Source organism: Neobacillus drentensis, assembly GCF_021560175.1.
GTDB lineage: Bacteria > Bacillota > Bacilli > Bacillales > Cytobacillaceae > Neobacillus > Neobacillus drentensis_A.
This window is the reverse complement of sequence record NZ_CP091110.1, coordinates 2,868,611-2,885,915: the sequence shown is the minus strand read 5'-3', so window position 1 is coordinate 2,885,915 and position 17,305 is coordinate 2,868,611. Positions and strand designations below refer to the sequence as shown.

The following is a 17,305-nucleotide window of genomic DNA, read 5'->3' as shown; positions in this document are numbered from 1 at the left end:
CCGGATTAAAGTATAGGTCAAATCGGTTTACAAAACAAAATCTATATCGAAAGTGGGAAATAAGTTAAATTTTCATCTATTCAACCATTACAATATTTCAATAAAGCCTTCTGTTCCATGGACGCGAATTCGTTGCCCATCTTTGATCAGTTGAGTAGCATTTTCTACTCCGACAACTGCCGGTATGCCATATTCACGTGCAATGACTGCACCATGGGTCATCAGTCCACCCACTTCTGTGACTAGGCCTTTTATGGATACAAACAATGTTGTCCAGCTAGGGTCAGTAAAGCGCGTGACTAATATATCTCCTTCTTCCAAATCAGCCTCTTCCAAATTTAAGATGACACGCGCTCGTCCCTCGATCACTCCGGAAGAAACAGGCAAACCTGCAATCGCTTCGCCTGGGAGATTTTCTCGGTTGTACTTACCTGTAATGATTTCACCATCCGATGTAATTACACGCGGAGTAGTCAGTTTTTCATATAATGTATACTCGTCTTTTCGCTTATTAATAATCTGGTAATCCAGCTTATTGGTGCGTAAGGCTTCGTGGAGTTCTTCCAATGTGAGATAGTAGATATCTTCTTTTTCATGAATAACCCCCGCTTGCACGAGTTGTTCGGCTTCTTTCAATAAAGCCTGCTTATAAACGAAGTAGCGATGAATCATGCCATATTTCGGATATTCACGGTACCCGATGAAATTCCGGATCAGATCAATCATTCGTTTTGTTTCTTTGGATTTTTGTTCACCATCCGGTAATTGCTTCAAACCTTCTACTAACTCTTTTTCCTTTTCCAAAGCCACACGCAGCCCTTGCTCGAATTTTCGCTTGCCAGCATTGGGCTCAAAGTTTTTGATGTTACCAATGAGCATAGGGACAAGGATCATCGGTTTTTCGCTCCAACGTGTTCTCGTCATATCAATTTCACCGGCACATCGCATTCCATATTTGTTAAGAAAAGCTAGTATTGCGTCTCTTGCTTCCTGCCCACCATCAACCTTAACTAGTCCATCCAAATAGTTTTCATCTTTTACTTGTTGTAAATAATCGATAACTTCTGGATAAGGACGAATCACATCGGCAACGTCCAAAAGGGCCAGACCCATTTCCGAAGTTATATTGTTTGGGACAGATTGTGAAAGCGTATCTGCTGCGTTTTTTTCACCTAACCACTCGTTCATTTTTTCATTAATCCAGGTTGAAGCATTGATAGCCGCCATAAATACAGCTGTACTTTGTGGGTCAAATAAAATCTTCCTTAATTCTTGAATATCCTCAAGAATAAAATCAACTAAGTCTGGGCCTGATTTGGTTAGAATGTTTTGTTTTAACTCTTCAATGGATAGTTGGCTGCGCTTAATTAGATCAGAAACAATGGATGGATTGTTTTCGATTTGTGCCATACTATCGGTATTGCTTCTCGCGGGCCTCGGTGGTTCATTATCATTTGGTAACGATTTTATAAAATCTCCACGTTCGATGATGTTCATAATGGCATCTTTCATGAGTGGATCATGTTGTCCCATCACATGTAATAAACCGTTTCTACTGACAGGTGAGGCCAGTTGAGGTGTGATATCGACAAACAGCCTGCCGCCCGCTTTACGCATAGGGGCACGTGTCGTTAACAGGAAAAAAGACAATCCCAATGGTTTGATGGGATCTGTCATCATTTGCTGATGGCCGACAGATATAAAAACATGGTTTTCTTGATCATTCACTTCAGGGATGGGAAAAAGAGTCGTGATTGGACGGCTCTGGACCATATAAAAGGTATCATCAACCAAACACCATTCGATATCCTGCGGACAGCCAAAATAAGCTTCAATCTGTCTTCCGATCCGTGATAGTTGTAAAATTTGTTGGTCAGTAAGTGTTTTCGCCTTTTGCTGGTCAGGAGCGATTTCTTGTGTCACGGTCCCGCCTTCTTTTCGTGCATAGATAGCCAATTTTTTTGCTGCTATCCTCTTATCAACGATGGTATTCTCTTTCACTTTATAGCTATCGGCAGAGACTATGCCTGAAACCATCGCTTCTCCAAGTCCATAACTGGCATCGATGGAAAGCAGCTTTCGGTTATTGGTAATCGGATCAGCGGTAAATAAAATCCCGGAAGCCTGTGGGAAAACCATCTTTTGCACGATCACGGATATATATACTTGACAATGGTCAAATCCATTTTGTAAACGGTAGATGACTGCGCGATCGGTAAAAAGAGAAGCCCAACATTTTCTGATATGCTGCAAGATGGCTTCTTTTCCGATAATATTTAAATAGGTATCTTGTTGTCCAGCAAAAGAAGCATGTGGTAAGTCTTCAGCAGTCGAACTAGAACGCACTGCATATGCATGTTCACCGCCAAACTTGGAGAGATAATCAACGACTGCCGTGACAACATCAGAGGAAACTTCTATTTCTGTAAGGAGTTGACGAATCTTCCTGCTGATTTCACCAATCTGATTTCGATCTTCTACTTTTAACTGTGCTAGTTGTTTCAACAGTGCGTGGAACGCGTCGTTTTGTTCGAGGGCTTTTTGATAGGCTTTTGTCGTAATACAAAATCCTTCTGGCACGTGTATTCCGTGAATTTTTGATAATTCACCTAAATTTAACCCTTTTCCGCCAACGAGCAAAAGCTGTGATTTTTCCATTTCCTGAAAACCGAGAACCAAAGAATTCATCCTACATCTCTCCTAACCATTAAGGTTCTATTGATTGTAGCAGTAGTTTTTGAGAATAAACAGTCTATATTATCCATTTTTTTCATGTTATAATGAAAGTAGGAAGAGTTACATGTAGTAACATTTAAAGGTAACTCATTTACCATTAGGGTCGATAAACATTCTTTGTTCCGTTAAACATTCTTCTTCAGGCTTCATGTTCACCTGTTTCCATTTTTCATTGCTTCCTTTCCGAAACTGAGCCATTTCTACGTCAGTTCCATTCGTCAATGTTACAAAAATAAAACAATAATCAGCTCCATCGTTACCACGAAAGTAAATATTCTTAATGTATCCATTCTGCACTGTTGGGTACATCTGTTGAATCAATTTACACCAACTTCCATACTTTACCCCTACGATATCTTCCCCGTTATGGTCCCAACCATGATACGGTGCGCATAAAAAGTCTTCTTCTATCTTGGTCAAATCTGAAATCCGAAAACCATCTTTTTCATAGACCAGCTCAATCCATCCATATGAATAACCAAAATACTCCGCTCGCTTACCTTTAAACCCTTCAATCGTTTCAATCTCATAAAAAAACTTTATTCCTCCTTTCATATCTGGTACTCGACTAAGCTTTATTAAACTGGTATGCCCTATTCCAGCAAACGAATGAAAATAGACTTCATAGCTTAGTTTATTTTGATACTCTTTAGCTAGAAAGTTATAGGCAATTGGAAATGGGGTACGGGCCTGACCAACCGTCCCGCAGCTTCTCCCTCCCATATTTTCAGCTTCACGCAGGACGCTAAAGTAGTTAAGAAGAGTATCTTCAGGAGTTCTTGTCAATTCGGAAGGCAATTTGATTTGCTCATGAGTTTTTTCAGCAAAAAGTGAATAGAACTCCGAACTGGTAAATCTTAAATTTAAAGCTTTTAAGCAAGATGGACGAAAATATTTTTGATGATAGGAAGTGACGTCCATCTGGTTCCGTTTTTGCATATTGATCACCCACTCTTAGTTTATGGGTGAAAAATCGATGGGTGAAATATAAACAGGAAAAGCTGCCTATTTGGCAGCTTTTATTTACTACTCACAGGATCTGTTACGTAAACAAGCATTTCCCATCTAGCTCATATTTTCTTCTTAGAAGTATTTTTAGGTGTTGGCTTTATTAAAAGAAGAATGGAAAAAAGCCAAATCCAACAAATGGAACGATAACAGGCGGTCTAAAAAATGGCCGTCTGACAAACGGTCCCGGACCAAAAAACCCAAATCCATATCCAGTACTAGAACTAGAAAAACTTAATTCTTCAATCTCAAGGCCTTCTTTTCTTACCTTTACCACTTTTCCAATGGACCATTCGCCTTGATCATTTTTATAATGAATCATTTTCCCCTCTAAATTCTTTGCCTGATGATAATTTAATTGCATTCTAACTTCTCCTTTCTAAATGAACATACTTTACTATATGGAAGTTGTCCCTTATGTGAAATGGAGATTAACCCAAACTTGTTCAAATATTTTTTAAATTCATTCTTTTCCCTTTTTATTCATCTACACCTAAATATAACTCCAATCCCTTAATTGTTGTTCCAGAATTAAGTCCAATGCAAAAATACGCTTTCTTATTCAAGAAAGCGACCGATTCTTTAGTAAATTCAAATTTATGTTTTATAGAAATTCTTTCTATCAATGGGCTGCGGAGGCTTCTCCATCCAGCCTCGTTCAATTAAAAGTTTCTGCCCTTCGTCGCCGTACTGCATTACCTCTGCTATAAAAAGGGAATAATGGGCCACTATATCCTTTCTCATTGAGACAGATAACGCATCCCCAAGCGTAGAAACAGCAATTGAGTTTGCAGAACCTATAACAAACAGGATTAATCTTTCAGAAAATGGAGGAATTGTTGAGTTCGTCATTGCCAGAGGAACTGGGAACCCGACAAAATGGTCATTTTCTTTCAATAATTTATCAAATGTATCTATTTGCCTTTCAGCTAGTTTTTTTCCCTTCAATAAATATTCTTTTATTTCCTTATCTTTTGTTACCTGTATTAATCCTAGCAGAAGGACTAAACCTATTGCATTTCTTTCGAGATCTTGAAATATCTCTGCAATTTCTAAGGTGTTAAGAGGCCTTTTCTCACCAAATAAAGTATTGATGAATGATGGATGATGTTCGATAAACTCTACACTTTTTGGATATTCCATTGTTGGAGGTCTATCATTTAATCCTTTAGAAAGCATAAGACTTAATGCTTTCTTATGTAAGTCCGTCTTACTTATTAGACACTTTTCGTAAAAAGTATAAATATCGAGCCTAGTCACTTTTGTAAGGGCATTCGCAAGAAAAGGCACAATTACTTGCGTTCCACGATAAAGAAAACTTAATGCAAATGAGTCTATATATAAAGCAGGAGCTGATAAATCAATATCTATATCTGAAAATCCCTGTGGAATTGGGAAATTTTCATCCGAAAAAATTGCTTCTATCTTATTAATATGTGATTCAATCAAAACCAAAGCTTCTTCGACAATTGATTTTATTTCATCATCTTGAAGATGTTGAAGAAAATGTTTGTAAAAACATCTTACGGCAGTGTTGTCATTATAATGTCTCCAAAGAGCTGCGATTTCGGCAGTAGTCAGTTTAATATTACTTTTTTCCATATAACAACCTCCATTCAATCCATCAAAGAATAATATCTCCCTAATGGGATAAAAATATGAATAAACAACCAAACAACAATACATCAGATCAAAAAGAGCACATCTATGCTACTCACATGTTAAATATTGGTGCCCCTCATGAAGCCAGTCCGAGTTTATTAGGTTATGAGAAAAGTGAAATTACGAGGATTTATGCACAGTTCAGTTGAAGTTTAAGGCAGGAGCTTTATAGGAAGTATTTTTATAAATGAACACAAAAAAGCAATGCTGAAAAAATACATTGCTTTTCTTCGATTCCTACACCTGATAGATTGAGAGAAATCTTTAAAGTTGGGGATCTAAATCATTTAAAGTCCCATTCAATATTTAACTGATCTTCTCCGCCAACTCTATAATAATTCCCTCTGGACCACGCACGTAGCATAACATATAACTTTCTTCATCAAGACTTTTGGCTTTCCGGCTTGCTTCTTACCATAAAAATAGCCCCTAAATATAATCCAATCCCTATTAGATGCATAATAACGTTACCTGTTTTACCAAAGCGATCTACTGTAAATCCAATTAAAAAACTCCCTAGCAAAATAAGTAAAATAGGAAAACCTAATTTCAATTACATCCCATCCTCCTAACCCAACAACAAAATCAATTCGACGTTCTCATATAACAATCCTAAGTACATTGAAAGATTTTGAGGATTTTGCGTAAAATACCTTATGTACGATTTAGTTCATTTATGCTGAATTGGAGGCTATACATGATGCAGGAAAACAAGAAAAACACCGTTAATATCGTATCCAACGATGCCGTTGTCGGCAAACCGTACCTGGACATCGATCGTGTCATCCCCGAAGGCAAATCGGGAAACGCAAACCACAAGAAATAGGCAGGTAGTGTCAGGCACCTTGGTGCCTGACACTAGTGAAAATATTTTTTATCACTCTTTATGACTGCCACTAACTACATTTCAGTCGAGCTTGGATCAATATGCTTTAATAAAACTTTCTTATCTAGTAAGCTATTTAATCGTTCTGAACTTAGGAACATTACGGCAATAAAAATAAGGATACAAATTGGGAAGATTCCTATTGTTGAATGTGACGCAATGAAACCGAGAAGAGGCGGCATGAATGTTGTGCCCGTATAAGCAAGCGCCATCTGATAGCCCATAATCGTTTGAGAATGTTTTTTTCCAAAACGTGCTGGTGTTTCATGCAACATACAAGGAAAAATCGGTGCTAATCCTAGCCCAACAACGATAAAACCAATAAGAGAGAAAATAGACGGTAATGGTAAGAATACAATAACGGCCCCCGCTAACGCGACCATTTGTCCGGACCGAATTAGACTTCTGTTAGACATTTTAAAAGTAATAAAGCCTGTTATGAACCGACCGATGGTAATTCCTGCGTAATAGAATGAAACCCATTTTGCAGCAGTTGCCGCATTTAACCCTTTGATTTCCACCAAGAAACTGCTTCCCCAAAGACCCACGGCAGCTTCGGCACTACAATAAAACAAGAAAGATGCCAGAGCTAGGTTTACTCCCTTCATTTGTAAAGGTTTTAAATCCTCATTCAAGACCTCTATCAAATCTTCGCTCTCTTCCTTTACAGCCATATTGCTCTTATTTTTCACTCGGTTCCATAAAGGCAAAGTAAAGAGAAGGACCAAGACTAATACAAACTGGAGACCAGAAATAACAAAATATCCACTTCTCCAAGAATTTTCTCCCATCATAAACTGAGCCATAATGACCGGGCCGAGAGTCGCTCCAACTCCCCAAAAGCAGTGTAACCAACTCATATGATGTGCTTTATAGTTGATCGCCACATAATCGTTTAATCCTGAATCAACTGCTCCTGCTCCTAATCCAAGAGGGATCGCACATACCACTAACCAAGCAACCGAAGGAGCAAAATAAAATCCTAGAAGAGCAGCTGCAGTCATTAAGACACTAACAAAGGTGACTTTACCCGTTCCGAACCGTTTAAGTACCTTTCCACTCAATAAACTGGAGATAATCGTGCTACCTGCAACGGTCATAAAAAGGTATCCAGCCGTCTCAAGCTGAGCACCTAAGTCCGTTTGCATGACCGGCCAAGCTGCGCCTAACAATGAGTCAGGTAAACCCAAGCTGATAAAAGCCAAATAAATGATTATTAAAAGGATTGTTGTCATCGTTCATTCTCCCCGAAGTTCTTATTTCACTTGCATAAAATGCTGAAGTTTCTTAACACTCATTTATTGCCTTGTAAGGTTAACAGTTGAATGATTGTTTTCATGACCGCATCTTCTTCATTAGAACGTGTAATGTAATTCGCAGCATCTTTTAATTCTTGAACAGCATTTCGGACAGCAAAGCTATATGTTGCGCGGACTATAAGCTCTAAGTCATTATAACCGTCTCCGAATGCCATCGTTTCCTCCGGTGTTACATTCAATAATCGCTGTAAGTGTTCAACTGTCGTGCCTTTATGAACATTCGCATTTGCTATGTCAATCCAGGCTGCATCCGATGCGACAATATAAGCAGATTCAAAAAAGCGGGATAATTTTTCCCTAGTTTCGAAACACCTAAGGGCTGGATCGTGAATGGTAATCTTAACAAAATCCTCTGTTATTTCTCTGAAATCACCTACTTGCCTTACTTGTGCATAGGATCTTCTGACAATAGCTGCTTCTTCAGGGGATAAGGTTTCTTTTATGACTGCACCACTTCTAGTACATGCAATAATGGTATGATCTAGACTGATCTCTTCGAGCAACTCAATCATTTCCAGTCCCAATTTATTACTTAGCAGAGATTCATAAACAAACTCTCCGTTATGCTTGATTCGAGTTGCACTATCGCCTAAAATCCATAAATCTTTCGCGTCATCACCAAATAGCTCTTCTACACGTTCACACTGCTTACCGGTAATAGGAGCGAGAACTACCCCTTTTTCCTTCATTATTTTTTTTACATCTGTGTACAGATCCTTGTTAAAGTCACCGTTATTATTTAAGAAAGTTCCATCCATATCAGTTAACACTAATTTAATCATCTAATTTCCTCCTAAAATTCCTGTTTTTTTAAGATACAAGTTAAATTATCTCAAACGAGCTTCCTCATCCAGATCTTCTTGAGTGATTTCTCTGTCCCTGTAATAATGTTTCATATCGTGTTCATTGATGGTGCGCAACACTTTGCAAGGATTGCCAACAGCAACGGAGTTAGCTGGGATATCTCTCGTCACTACACTTCCGGCACCGATGACACTGTTTTCGCCAACAGTCACACCAGGACAAATGATGCTGCCTGCACCAATCCAACAATTATCCTCAATTTTCACCGGATCCGCATACATATATCCTCTGTATTTAGGATTGATTGGATGACCCACAGTAGCGATGGTTACTGCCGGACCAAACAAAACATTTTTTCCGATGATAATTTTCGTATCATCCACAAAATTACAGTTAAAGTTAATATAAGTATCTTCACCAATTTCAATGTTTGTTCCATAGCAAAAGTAAAACGGCGGCTCAATCCATGCCTTTGTTTCTTTACCAAATATTTCTGTCATAAGTCGAACGCGTTCCTCCAACGTATCCGGTCCTGTCGCATTAAATGCCATCATTCGTCTTTTCGCTTGCATCCTATCCTCAGGCAGACCTTCGCAGTAATCTGTAAATAATTTTCCAGAAGAAATTCTTTCCCTCATTGTCATTGTACTTTTCTCCTTTTATCATTCTATTAGTTCTCTTATATTGATCAAAAGGTGATCATCGATTCACCTTACTCATGTAAAATCTCTTGTACTATTGTTTAACCATCTGTATGGTCGGTAACGAATCGCAGCGATCGGCAGCTTAATTATTTCATCTAAACTAATAGATATCCTAAATGAAAACATATTGGCTATACTTAGGACACGTTGTATACTTTTCTTATTTTATCAAAATTGTATATGTTTCCTCTTGTTGATTCCACCATTATCGAATATAATTCTATCAAAATCGTATATTTCAGGAGATGTTGTTATGAGTTCACAGTTGGTAGTGTTTTCAGATTTATCGGAAAAGATAAACTATAATCTACCTGATTTTCCACTTTATGTCCGTAAAGGTGCTCTACATCTATTTGATCGATATGCTGCAGCGTGTCATTGGCATCCTGATTTGGAGTTTATTTTAATGCTAGACGGAGAAATGGAGTATTTTGTGAATGGAGAAACAGTGCTTATTGAGAAGGGGAAGGGAATTTTCGTAAACAGCAAACGCATGCATTATGGTTTTTCGACCGATAAGGTCGACTGTTCTTTCATTGTGATTGCTATCCATCCTTCACTGCTTGGTGAGAGTACACACGTAGGTAAAGTGTACCTGGATGAAAAATTTGGGCCAGACACTGAAGACTATATCTTGCTTACACACCAAAGCCCCTGGAAAAATGAAATTTTACTTTCACTGAAACAGATTTACAATGAAATGAACAGTAAGACTTGCAATCCACTTCGTCTTCTTTCACAGGCGACGTCGCTTTGCGCCAATATCGGAGATCATATCCAAAACGTTCCTGGGCAACTAAATGATGATCAATCATGGATGGCTGTTTGGAAAATCACTGGATTCATCCATCAGTATTATGATAATAAGCTAACACTTGATGACATTGCAGCGGCAGGTTCTATATGTAGGAGCAGATGTTGCGAGTTGTTCAGTAAGTATATTGGTCAAACACCCAATACTTATTTGGTTCGTTATCGTATTCAAAAGAGCTGTGAGATGCTGCAGGAAACGAATAGAACGGTCAGTGAGATAGCGATGGTGTGTGGTTTTCAAAGTGCGAGCTATTTTACCTATGTTTTTCGTAAGGAAACGGGCTTAACACCACAGGATTATCGAAAGAAAGTTACCTTATCTATGCATTAAGTATTATTGAAGTATTCTGCCCCATTGGTTCAGCAAGAAAAAACTGCCGTAACGACAGCTTGAAGATGCTCGTTATGTTCTACCTAAACAAGAGATCCATTCTTTTACGATCAAAATTTAAAATCCAATCGTTAAATTCCTCATAAAGATAACGAATATCCTCTTTATTGGCGGCTAAAATATCGCATCCACGATCATCATATAAGTGAAAAATAATTTTTTTAGATAGATTAACAAAATAAATTTCATATCCACTTTCTTGATGATTTCTCAAGATAGTAGATGAATGAGCAAAGTCTTCATAACAAATGGCTTTCAGTAGTGGGGCATACCGAATCGTGTCTTTTTTGCACTGAAGGACAAATCGATGAACAACCATCTGATCCCCTTCATCTTCGAGGGATCTAACTAAGAGTTGATGCTGTAATTTGTATAATAAATCTTTATCTTTTAAGTATTTTTTATAAACATTTAAAGGTTTCATCTGGAGAAAGTGATTATTTCTTGTTGTAAGGACATCGGTAACCAGTAGAATTTCATCTTTCGCTTCAAACACCCTTTTAAACAAAGAAATGGAACGGTGAAAAGTTTGTTGCAAATTTTCTTTTGCACAGGATGGTAGTACTGGATTTGAGATTTCGAACCTAATGCTATTGTTCCAATTATAAAATAAGGGGGGCTCTAAAATTAACCCCTCAAAATTCTCATTTAAAAATGAATTAAGATTTCTAATCATTTTTCCTCCTACTTTGGTCTAAACAGACATCTAAGTCAGAAATTTATAGTATCCTGTCGGGATTCGAACAGTAACGAATTTAAGAAGCTGAAGGTTCTTAACATTCATTAAATCTGGCCATTATATAGGTATTATAGTATTTTCCGTCTGAGAGGATTCTATCTTTTTTCATTAAACCCTCTATTTCAAATCCGAGTTTTTTATATAGTTCAATGCCTCTTTCGTTTGTTTCAAGGACTCCATATAATACTATTTTTTTAATACCGATCCTATCAGCCCAGGAAATGGTTTCTTTCATTAAATTTTTTCCAATCCCATAACCCCAGTAGTCCTTCAGCACACCTAATCCAAATTCCGCTTTATGTACAAATCTTTTTAAATCATTACCTACACATCTAGAATAACCAATCAATCTGCCATCTAGTTCCGCAACTAAAAACAAGTTTTTCGCGTGGTTGGTATCGGTTTCAATCATTTCTGCAAATCGTGCCGGGTCAATATAGTCCTCTCCCTTTTCTCTGTCCATATTTTCGGATTCACCATCAATCTTTAGCCTTAATTCAGATAATTTTGTTGCATCGCTTTTATTAGCAGGTCTAATCGTATAGTTTAAATCTTTAATATAAAATAGTTTTTGATTGATAATCATTAAATTCACCCTCATTTAAAAAAGAATAGACATAAATTAAGTAAGATTAAAATCCACTTTGCAAACCAAGCTACATAATATGCAGCAGGAATAAACAAGATCTGAGCACCAATTGTCCCCAACAAACTTGAACTAATCATAGTCAATGAATAACTTTTTAAATAAATATGCTGACTTGGATTTTTCATCACTCTATCAGCTAACACTGAAGCTTTAGGGTCAATAAACAAGATTAATAAAATAGTAGCTATACCATTAATAATTCCAGATGACATTAGTGGGAAAAATGACCACGCAGCGATCACATCATCCTGAACCAAAGCACCTGTAAGATTAAGTACATTTCACAAATTTTTTTGAAAATTAAGAACTGAAAAATCAGCTATTGTCCAATTAATTTATAACGCCAATTATTGCACCGCATAAAGCTTCCTGGAGGATATTCAAATTTGCATTCAGAAATAAACTGAAAGTCAAGCTTCCGACAGATTGCATTAGAAGCAGGATTATCAATCGATGGGAATGCGTGAATGTATTTATATTTGTTCTCATTAGCTGCTTCTTCTATTGCTAACTTTACTGCTTTTGTAGCTATTCCTTTCCCTTGAAAAGAGGGTAGAACGCTCCATCCAGTTTCATAAACACTTTTATTATTCCAAGTAGTTTGCCAATAACCCACAGAACCTACTGTTTCTAATTTTGGCGACAATATAATGCTGAACATACGTCCTCTATTACCAAGCTCAAGATAGCGTTTATGTCGTTTCAAAATCTGCTCTTTACTCTCTGAACCTCCAAGATGCTGCATCATTTCTGGAGTGTTTAAACGAAAAAGTAAATCAAGGTCATTATCCTCCCAAGGCATTATCTGAATGATATTGTTACTTGTTGACAAATTTCCTTCATCCCCTCACTACTTAATTACTTATTCTTTCTTTATGAAAGCTAAAAATCCTCTATTAATTGATATTTTGTTGAACTAATGCTGCTCCTTTAGCTTAATAAGAAATAAGGTATGGGAACAAGCAGTGTCCTGGATGTCCTATCCATTTTCATATTATAAATACATATATTAATAAATACACAATAGCAGAAATGGGGATTATTTTTTGAATCAAATAAAACAGTTAGTTAGATGGCTTTTTAAACGAGGTTCCAGAAATATTAGTGGATTAATATCTTATTTTTTTGTTTTTACGGCTATCCAGTTTTTTGATTATAATCTCGTGAGAAATAACCCATTAATACTTATTCCTTTATTAATTGCTTTACTAATTCTTAACCAGCTGATTGAAAGCCGGCTATGTAAAATATTGGGGGACAAAAATAAAGAGATTGGATTTGGTTATTTTGTGTTAACAATCATGATAATAATAGCCTTTTCCTCCGCTTCAACTTAAACCTGTTGCTAAAAAGGCCCTTGCTTTGGTTGTACGGTAGGGGCTAGTATTCGTTACTGGAATTCTTTCCTGAAGTAACCTGCCCCATTAGCATAATAGCGAATTAACAAAAAAGTTCAAATCACTCCAAAGTACCGCTCATGCATATTTATTAATCGAAACAAATGTGATAAAGATAGCTACTACAAAGTATAAAATCCCCATCATCTTCATTGACTTTTGCTCACTGAATAAATTATCTATTCCTCCAAAAATAAACATACTCACCATAAGCATTTGCATAGTTAAAAAACTTTTATCCGAATAATCCTTCCAACTATATACAACATAAGATAACAATGTTAATCCACTCAAAATTGACAACATCTTTAAAATTTTGGTTAACAAAATCAACCCCGCCTCTCCAGAAAGACAGTTTTATTTTATCTTTATTCGATTGTTATAATGAAAGGTCCTACTTTAGCTAACCTGCAAGTTAATTGAAGTAAGGGGCTAAAATTATCATTATTACTGAACAAGAAATTAGCTACATACTAACTTTTTTCGAGAGTTTTACCTTACCAGATCCTTTGTAAAATCCAGAAAATTGGAGTTTGTTTCTATACAATACAAATAGTAAAATCAGGATTGATAATCCAACTAGCCAAGGACCATTGGCATTATCTACATTTATTCCAAAGCTCGTATATATAAATTTTAAGAAAGCTCCCTTTAAACCACCAAGAATAAGAAGGATTACGATAATACGAATGAATTCCATGATTACTCTCAATGGACTCCCTTCCCTTCCGAAATACAAAATGAATTCTCAAGAACAACATTCATACACTAATCTTATTATACTAGCTTGCCACAAAAATCCTTATCCTTGTTCCACTAACATGCCCTATAGTTTAAGTGCAACATTTCACAATCATATTTATGAAAAAGAAAACAAGCGACCTTCATTACGAAGTATCGCATCCATTAAGGCTTTATAGTTACTGGTCTTATAGTTACTTACATAAGTATATCTTTAGAATTATTAATAATGCGACCTGCTGCGGTGATTTCAATTCGTTCCAATGGATCATGATTCCTTAGGTTTCCAAAGTCGAGGCCAGTTAAGTTTTCAATAGTTGAAACTTTTACTTGATAAGTTTTAAATTCTCCATAGGCAAATTCCAAATGATCGAGTAAATTTTTTTGAGTTTGCAAATAGGCAGTCGCAGATAGTTCCCCATTTTCCTTAACCATAACAGCAACTTTCCAAAATTCTGCAGGTATTTTAACATTTCGATAGATTATATCGTCATCCCGAAATACTGGACCTGTAAACACGGTAACTTTCAAATTCAATTTATCAGCATTTTCTAAGATATAATCTTCTAAATCCAACCATGTTTTCTGATTTAAATCTTTATGTTGTGGAGAAGAATTCGTATAGTGAAATGTATCCTTATTTGCCTGATCAGCATTATCTCCCCATACAGGATCTCTTCGGCGGACGAGATGTCCTCTATCAAAATCATTATTATCGTAAAGTTCTGGCCCGCACTGATATTCTTCTTCAATACGTGGGTCAAACGTCCAGTTATTTTCACGACCAATGTTCACTAATCTTTTTCCATCAATGTTCACTACAGTATAGTAGGCTAGACGCCTGGACTTACTCATCACGATTGAAAAATGTGTATAATTTAACACAGTGTCACCGTTCCTCTGTGTTACGATGTCCCCTTTAAGGTCAGAAGGAAATCTTGGATGAGGAACTTCATAGTTGTCGCCAAGAAATTTAGTATCATAACCAGTCGAAAATTCATCATGCCATTCTTCCGTTTTTGTATCAATGCCTTCCCTATTAGCTACAATCCCATCAATTAACGCTTTCTTTCCATCACTTAAATTGACACTCTGTTCCATAACAAATTTTAAAATACTACTAATTCTGATAGCCTCATTGGATATGTAATTAGTAGTATCATTGGGATCTGGAACACCTGCATGGTGCAGACCCACTACTATCCATTGATCGTTAAAAACGGGAGAACCGGAAGATCCCGGCTGCGTATCAGTTGAGTAATGAATATAATCATCAAAGACATCCGTAATTTTATTTTCTCTAAAGGCTACAGCTTTTGGGGCACCAGATGGATGCTGAATAATGGATACATATTCACCAAGTAAAACCTTCCCTTTTTGAGGAAGTAATGGTAAGAATCCAAAATCACTGGATTTCGATCCATCTGCTGAGGTCTCTTCAATGGCTACTAAAGTAAAATCTAACTTCTGGTCTGTAATAAAAAGCATAGTAGGTTTTAATCGGAAGCTTTTAATCGGACGTTCCTTTTGATCAAAATCCATTTCATAGTTAAATTGTGCAGCGCTAAAAAGAGCAGATTCCTCGTTTTCTATTACATGATTATTTGTTAGTAATAGATTGGAAGAAACAAGAAAACCAGTGCCGTATCCAAGAATTCGGCCTATTCTATCACGTACCTCAATTCTACAGACAGGCTTCGCTGCTTTAAGCCCTGCTTCAAAATAAGAAATAGGAAACAAATCATTCTCCCCAAATATCCGTTCCAAAGCTAGTCCATCCCGAGGGTTTATCATTTTCTTTCGAGCAGAAATTCTCTCTGGTGTATCCATTTCCAATGGATACTTACGATTTTGGTTATCATCCGTTCGTTCTCGCTCATTTGAACGTTCAATATAACGCTTTAGTGCTTGTTGTTGCTGACTAGTTACAAGGTCCTGATTAAATTTTTGAAAATCTTTAAACCGTATAATAGACATATTCTCCCTCCTAAAATATTAATAAAAATCCCTCTACATCTTTATTTACTCCGGCATTATAAAGGGGATCTGTCACTTCATACTGTCTCGAACGCGATAGCAATCGCGGTCATCCCCCATTTCTTTATTACCCTTATTATACACGAACAAACGTTCTGGATAAATAAAAAAAAGAAAAACGCTTCTCTTCCTTAGAGCGCTTTGCTTTCTAAATACTTAACATTATCAAAAGGAATTAAAACCGTATGCCCAAAGCTATTTATTCCTACAAAATAAGTAACATGTAAAGAAATAAGTTTAAATTCTACCGCTGTCCCGTCAATAAAATGAGCAGTTACATAAGAGCCTGGAGTAAAATCGGACATACCTATTCACCTCACTTTTTTTATCATATTCCTTATACTTGAATATGGTTAATAAAAAAACGTCACCGGTTAGGATGACGTAAAAATTATAGGTGATCTTCTGGGATTGGCAATTTATTTTACTTTTTCAACTGTAACCCCAGCCCACTCTTCTTAGCATTTAATGACGGCGCTCATATCTTCTGAACCATATCCTTTTGCTTTAGCCATTTGAAAGATTTCTTTTACTATGGCGAGAACAGGCGCTGAAACTTCTAATTCTTTTGCTACATCCGTTGCTAAACCAAGATCTTTATGTATTAAATTTGTCATAAAGTGTGGTGTAAAATCGCGATTTAAAATCTTGGGTGCCTTATTATCGACTTGGCCGCTTCTAGCTCCTCCGCCATTGACGACCTTAACAAAGATTTCCGGGTCAATGCCAGCTTTTGTTGCCATTGTGACCGCTTCAGTGAACGAAAGTAGATTAATGGCAGACATAGTATTATTAGCTAACTTCGTATAGGAGCCCTTCCCATTTTCCCCCATATAATAAGCACCTTGTCCTGTCGCTAAAAACAAAGGCATACATTTTTCAAAAATTTCTTTTTTACCCCCTACCATAAAGGTAAGAATTCCCTCAATGGCTTGCGGTTCACTGCCTGTAACCGGAGCATCAAGCATATCCACTTCACGATGTGAAAGTTCCTTTGCCAACTTTTTGCTTGTAGATGGTGAGATCGTACTAGAATCAATCACGATTAAACCTGGATGGGCACCGTAAACAATCCCATTTTCACCAAGCACTACTTCCTCTACAGCCGCATCGGCCGTAAGCATCGTAAAAACCATATCACTTTTTAAGGCAACTTCCTTAGGAGAACCAGCAAGGATGGCCCCCTCTGCCTTGAGAAGATCCATTTTCTCTTTGGTACGATTAAAAACCGTTAGTTCATACCCATTTTTCAGCAAATTCTTTGCCATTGGAAGCCCCATCGTTCCTAAACCGATAAAACCAATTTTCATTAATCTAACACTCCTTTAGTAAAAAAATAAGTCCACTTTAACATTCACCTGACACACCCTAATATCCTTTAGGATAGTTGAATTTCTTTCACTAAAAATAACCAGAAGC

Annotated in this window: 18 protein-coding genes; 2 read left to right on the top strand and 16 right to left on the bottom strand. The window is 36.9% G+C overall.

What is annotated here, in order from left to right; translation table 11 throughout:
* Positions 1-87 precede the first annotated feature (87 nt).
* The 5 genes from ppsA to L1999_RS13415 all read right to left on the bottom strand — a co-directional run bounded on the left by ppsA (position 88) and on the right by L1999_RS13415 (position 5,959).
* Entirely contained in the window at positions 88-2,688 is a 2,601-nt protein-coding gene (gene ppsA, locus L1999_RS13440; RefSeq protein WP_235744001.1) for a phosphoenolpyruvate synthase, read from the bottom strand.
* A gap of 135 nt (positions 2,689-2,823) precedes the next feature.
* A complete protein-coding gene (locus L1999_RS13435; protein WP_235744000.1) occupies positions 2,824-3,675 on the bottom strand; it encodes a hypothetical protein in 852 nt (283 codons plus the stop codon).
* Positions 3,676-3,847: 172 nt separating this feature from the next.
* Positions 3,848-4,108, bottom strand: coding sequence for a hypothetical protein (locus tag L1999_RS13430; protein ID WP_235743999.1), 261 nt, complete (start codon positions 4,106-4,108; stop codon positions 3,848-3,850).
* Between the two features lie 233 nt (positions 4,109-4,341).
* Positions 4,342-5,346, bottom strand: coding sequence for a DUF3231 family protein (locus L1999_RS13425; protein WP_235743998.1), 1,005 nt, complete (start codon positions 5,344-5,346; stop codon positions 4,342-4,344).
* A 442-nt stretch (positions 5,347-5,788) separates the two neighbouring features.
* On the bottom strand, positions 5,789-5,959 hold the full coding sequence (locus L1999_RS13415; protein ID WP_235743997.1) for a serine kinase: 171 nt from the start codon (positions 5,957-5,959) through the stop codon (positions 5,789-5,791).
* A gap of 144 nt (positions 5,960-6,103) precedes the next feature.
* Between L1999_RS13415 and L1999_RS29620 the strand changes: the two genes are divergently transcribed.
* Positions 6,104-6,232 (top strand): hypothetical protein, encoded by a 129-nt coding sequence (locus L1999_RS29620; RefSeq protein WP_275677624.1) that lies wholly within the window; start codon positions 6,104-6,106, stop codon positions 6,230-6,232.
* 74 nt (positions 6,233-6,306) lie between these two features.
* On the opposite strand, the gene L1999_RS13410 is transcribed toward L1999_RS29620, so the two are convergent.
* From L1999_RS13410 to L1999_RS29615, 3 genes are read right to left on the bottom strand one after another with little or no spacing between them, the layout of a single operon-like run.
* Complete coding sequence (locus L1999_RS13410) at positions 6,307-7,527, bottom strand: MFS transporter (RefSeq protein ID WP_235743996.1); 1,221 nt, start codon at positions 7,525-7,527, stop codon at positions 6,307-6,309.
* Between the two features lie 59 nt (positions 7,528-7,586).
* Entirely contained in the window at positions 7,587-8,393 is an 807-nt protein-coding gene (locus L1999_RS13405) for an HAD family hydrolase (protein ID WP_235743995.1), read from the bottom strand.
* Positions 8,394-8,438: 45 nt separating this feature from the next.
* Positions 8,439-9,059: a sugar O-acetyltransferase gene (locus L1999_RS29615; protein ID WP_275677623.1), complete on the bottom strand. Its 621-nt coding sequence runs from the start codon at positions 9,057-9,059 to the stop codon at positions 8,439-8,441.
* A gap of 313 nt (positions 9,060-9,372) precedes the next feature.
* On the opposite strand from L1999_RS29615, the gene L1999_RS13390 reads away from it, so the two are divergent.
* A complete protein-coding gene (locus tag L1999_RS13390) occupies positions 9,373-10,263 on the top strand; it encodes an AraC family transcriptional regulator (protein ID WP_235743994.1) in 891 nt (296 codons plus the stop codon).
* Positions 10,264-10,342: 79 nt separating this feature from the next.
* On the opposite strand, the gene L1999_RS13385 is transcribed toward L1999_RS13390, so the two are convergent.
* The 8 genes from L1999_RS13385 to L1999_RS13350 form a co-directional block, all read right to left on the bottom strand.
* Positions 10,343-10,999 (bottom strand): DUF3885 domain-containing protein, encoded by a 657-nt coding sequence (locus tag L1999_RS13385; protein WP_235743993.1) that lies wholly within the window; start codon positions 10,997-10,999, stop codon positions 10,343-10,345.
* Between the two features lie 97 nt (positions 11,000-11,096).
* The gene (locus L1999_RS13380) at positions 11,097-11,648 is read right to left on the bottom strand and encodes a GNAT family N-acetyltransferase (protein ID WP_235743992.1); all 552 of its coding nucleotides are present in this window, start codon (positions 11,646-11,648) and stop codon (positions 11,097-11,099) included.
* 11 nt (positions 11,649-11,659) lie between these two features.
* Positions 11,660-11,968 carry a lipid II flippase family protein gene (locus tag L1999_RS13375; RefSeq protein WP_345790896.1) on the bottom strand — a complete coding sequence of 103 codons (309 nt, stop codon included), beginning with the start codon at positions 11,966-11,968 and terminating at the stop codon, positions 11,660-11,662.
* A gap of 62 nt (positions 11,969-12,030) precedes the next feature.
* Positions 12,031-12,513: a GNAT family N-acetyltransferase gene (locus L1999_RS13370; RefSeq protein WP_235744341.1), complete on the bottom strand. Its 483-nt coding sequence runs from the start codon at positions 12,511-12,513 to the stop codon at positions 12,031-12,033.
* Positions 12,514-13,574: 1,061 nt separating this feature from the next.
* Positions 13,575-13,820, bottom strand: a complete 246-nt coding sequence (locus L1999_RS13365; protein WP_235743991.1) for a hypothetical protein — start codon at positions 13,818-13,820, stop codon at positions 13,575-13,577.
* Between the two features lie 227 nt (positions 13,821-14,047).
* Positions 14,048-15,826 (bottom strand): DNA/RNA non-specific endonuclease, encoded by a 1,779-nt coding sequence (locus L1999_RS13360; RefSeq protein ID WP_235743990.1) that lies wholly within the window; start codon positions 15,824-15,826, stop codon positions 14,048-14,050.
* Between the two features lie 191 nt (positions 15,827-16,017).
* Positions 16,018-16,191: a hypothetical protein gene (locus L1999_RS13355; RefSeq protein WP_215042416.1), complete on the bottom strand. Its 174-nt coding sequence runs from the start codon at positions 16,189-16,191 to the stop codon at positions 16,018-16,020.
* Positions 16,192-16,344: 153 nt separating this feature from the next.
* The gene (locus L1999_RS13350; protein WP_235743989.1) at positions 16,345-17,196 is read right to left on the bottom strand and encodes an NAD(P)-dependent oxidoreductase; all 852 of its coding nucleotides are present in this window, start codon (positions 17,194-17,196) and stop codon (positions 16,345-16,347) included.
* Positions 17,197-17,305 lie beyond the last annotated feature (109 nt).

Bases quoted from the DNA above. Each gene is read 5' to 3' on its own strand.
- ppsA (WP_235744001.1), bottom strand. From the start codon at position 2,688: ATGAATTCTTTGGTTCTCGGTTTTCAGGAAATGGAAAAATCACAGCTT.
- L1999_RS13435 (WP_235744000.1), bottom strand. From the start codon at position 3,675: ATGCAAAAACGGAACCAGATGGACGTCACTTCCTATCATCAAAAATAT.
- L1999_RS13430 (WP_235743999.1), bottom strand. From the start codon at position 4,108: ATGCAATTAAATTATCATCAGGCAAAGAATTTAGAGGGGAAAATGATT.
- L1999_RS13425 (WP_235743998.1), bottom strand. From the start codon at position 5,346: ATGGAAAAAAGTAATATTAAACTGACTACTGCCGAAATCGCAGCTCTT.
- L1999_RS29620 (WP_275677624.1), top strand. From the start codon at position 6,104: ATGATGCAGGAAAACAAGAAAAACACCGTTAATATCGTATCCAACGAT.
- L1999_RS13410 (WP_235743996.1), bottom strand. From the start codon at position 7,527: ATGACAACAATCCTTTTAATAATCATTTATTTGGCTTTTATCAGCTTG.
- L1999_RS13405 (WP_235743995.1), bottom strand. From the start codon at position 8,393: ATGATTAAATTAGTGTTAACTGATATGGATGGAACTTTCTTAAATAAT.
- L1999_RS29615 (WP_275677623.1), bottom strand. From the start codon at position 9,059: ATGACAATGAGGGAAAGAATTTCTTCTGGAAAATTATTTACAGATTAC.
- L1999_RS13390 (WP_235743994.1), top strand. From the start codon at position 9,373: ATGAGTTCACAGTTGGTAGTGTTTTCAGATTTATCGGAAAAGATAAAC.
- L1999_RS13385 (WP_235743993.1), bottom strand. From the start codon at position 10,999: ATGATTAGAAATCTTAATTCATTTTTAAATGAGAATTTTGAGGGGTTA.
- L1999_RS13380 (WP_235743992.1), bottom strand. From the start codon at position 11,648: ATGATTATCAATCAAAAACTATTTTATATTAAAGATTTAAACTATACG.
- L1999_RS13370 (WP_235744341.1), bottom strand. From the start codon at position 12,513: ATGCCTTGGGAGGATAATGACCTTGATTTACTTTTTCGTTTAAACACT.
- L1999_RS13360 (WP_235743990.1), bottom strand. From the start codon at position 15,826: ATGTCTATTATACGGTTTAAAGATTTTCAAAAATTTAATCAGGACCTT.
- L1999_RS13355 (WP_215042416.1), bottom strand. From the start codon at position 16,191: ATGTCCGATTTTACTCCAGGCTCTTATGTAACTGCTCATTTTATTGAC.
- L1999_RS13350 (WP_235743989.1), bottom strand. From the start codon at position 17,196: ATGAAAATTGGTTTTATCGGTTTAGGAACGATGGGGCTTCCAATGGCA.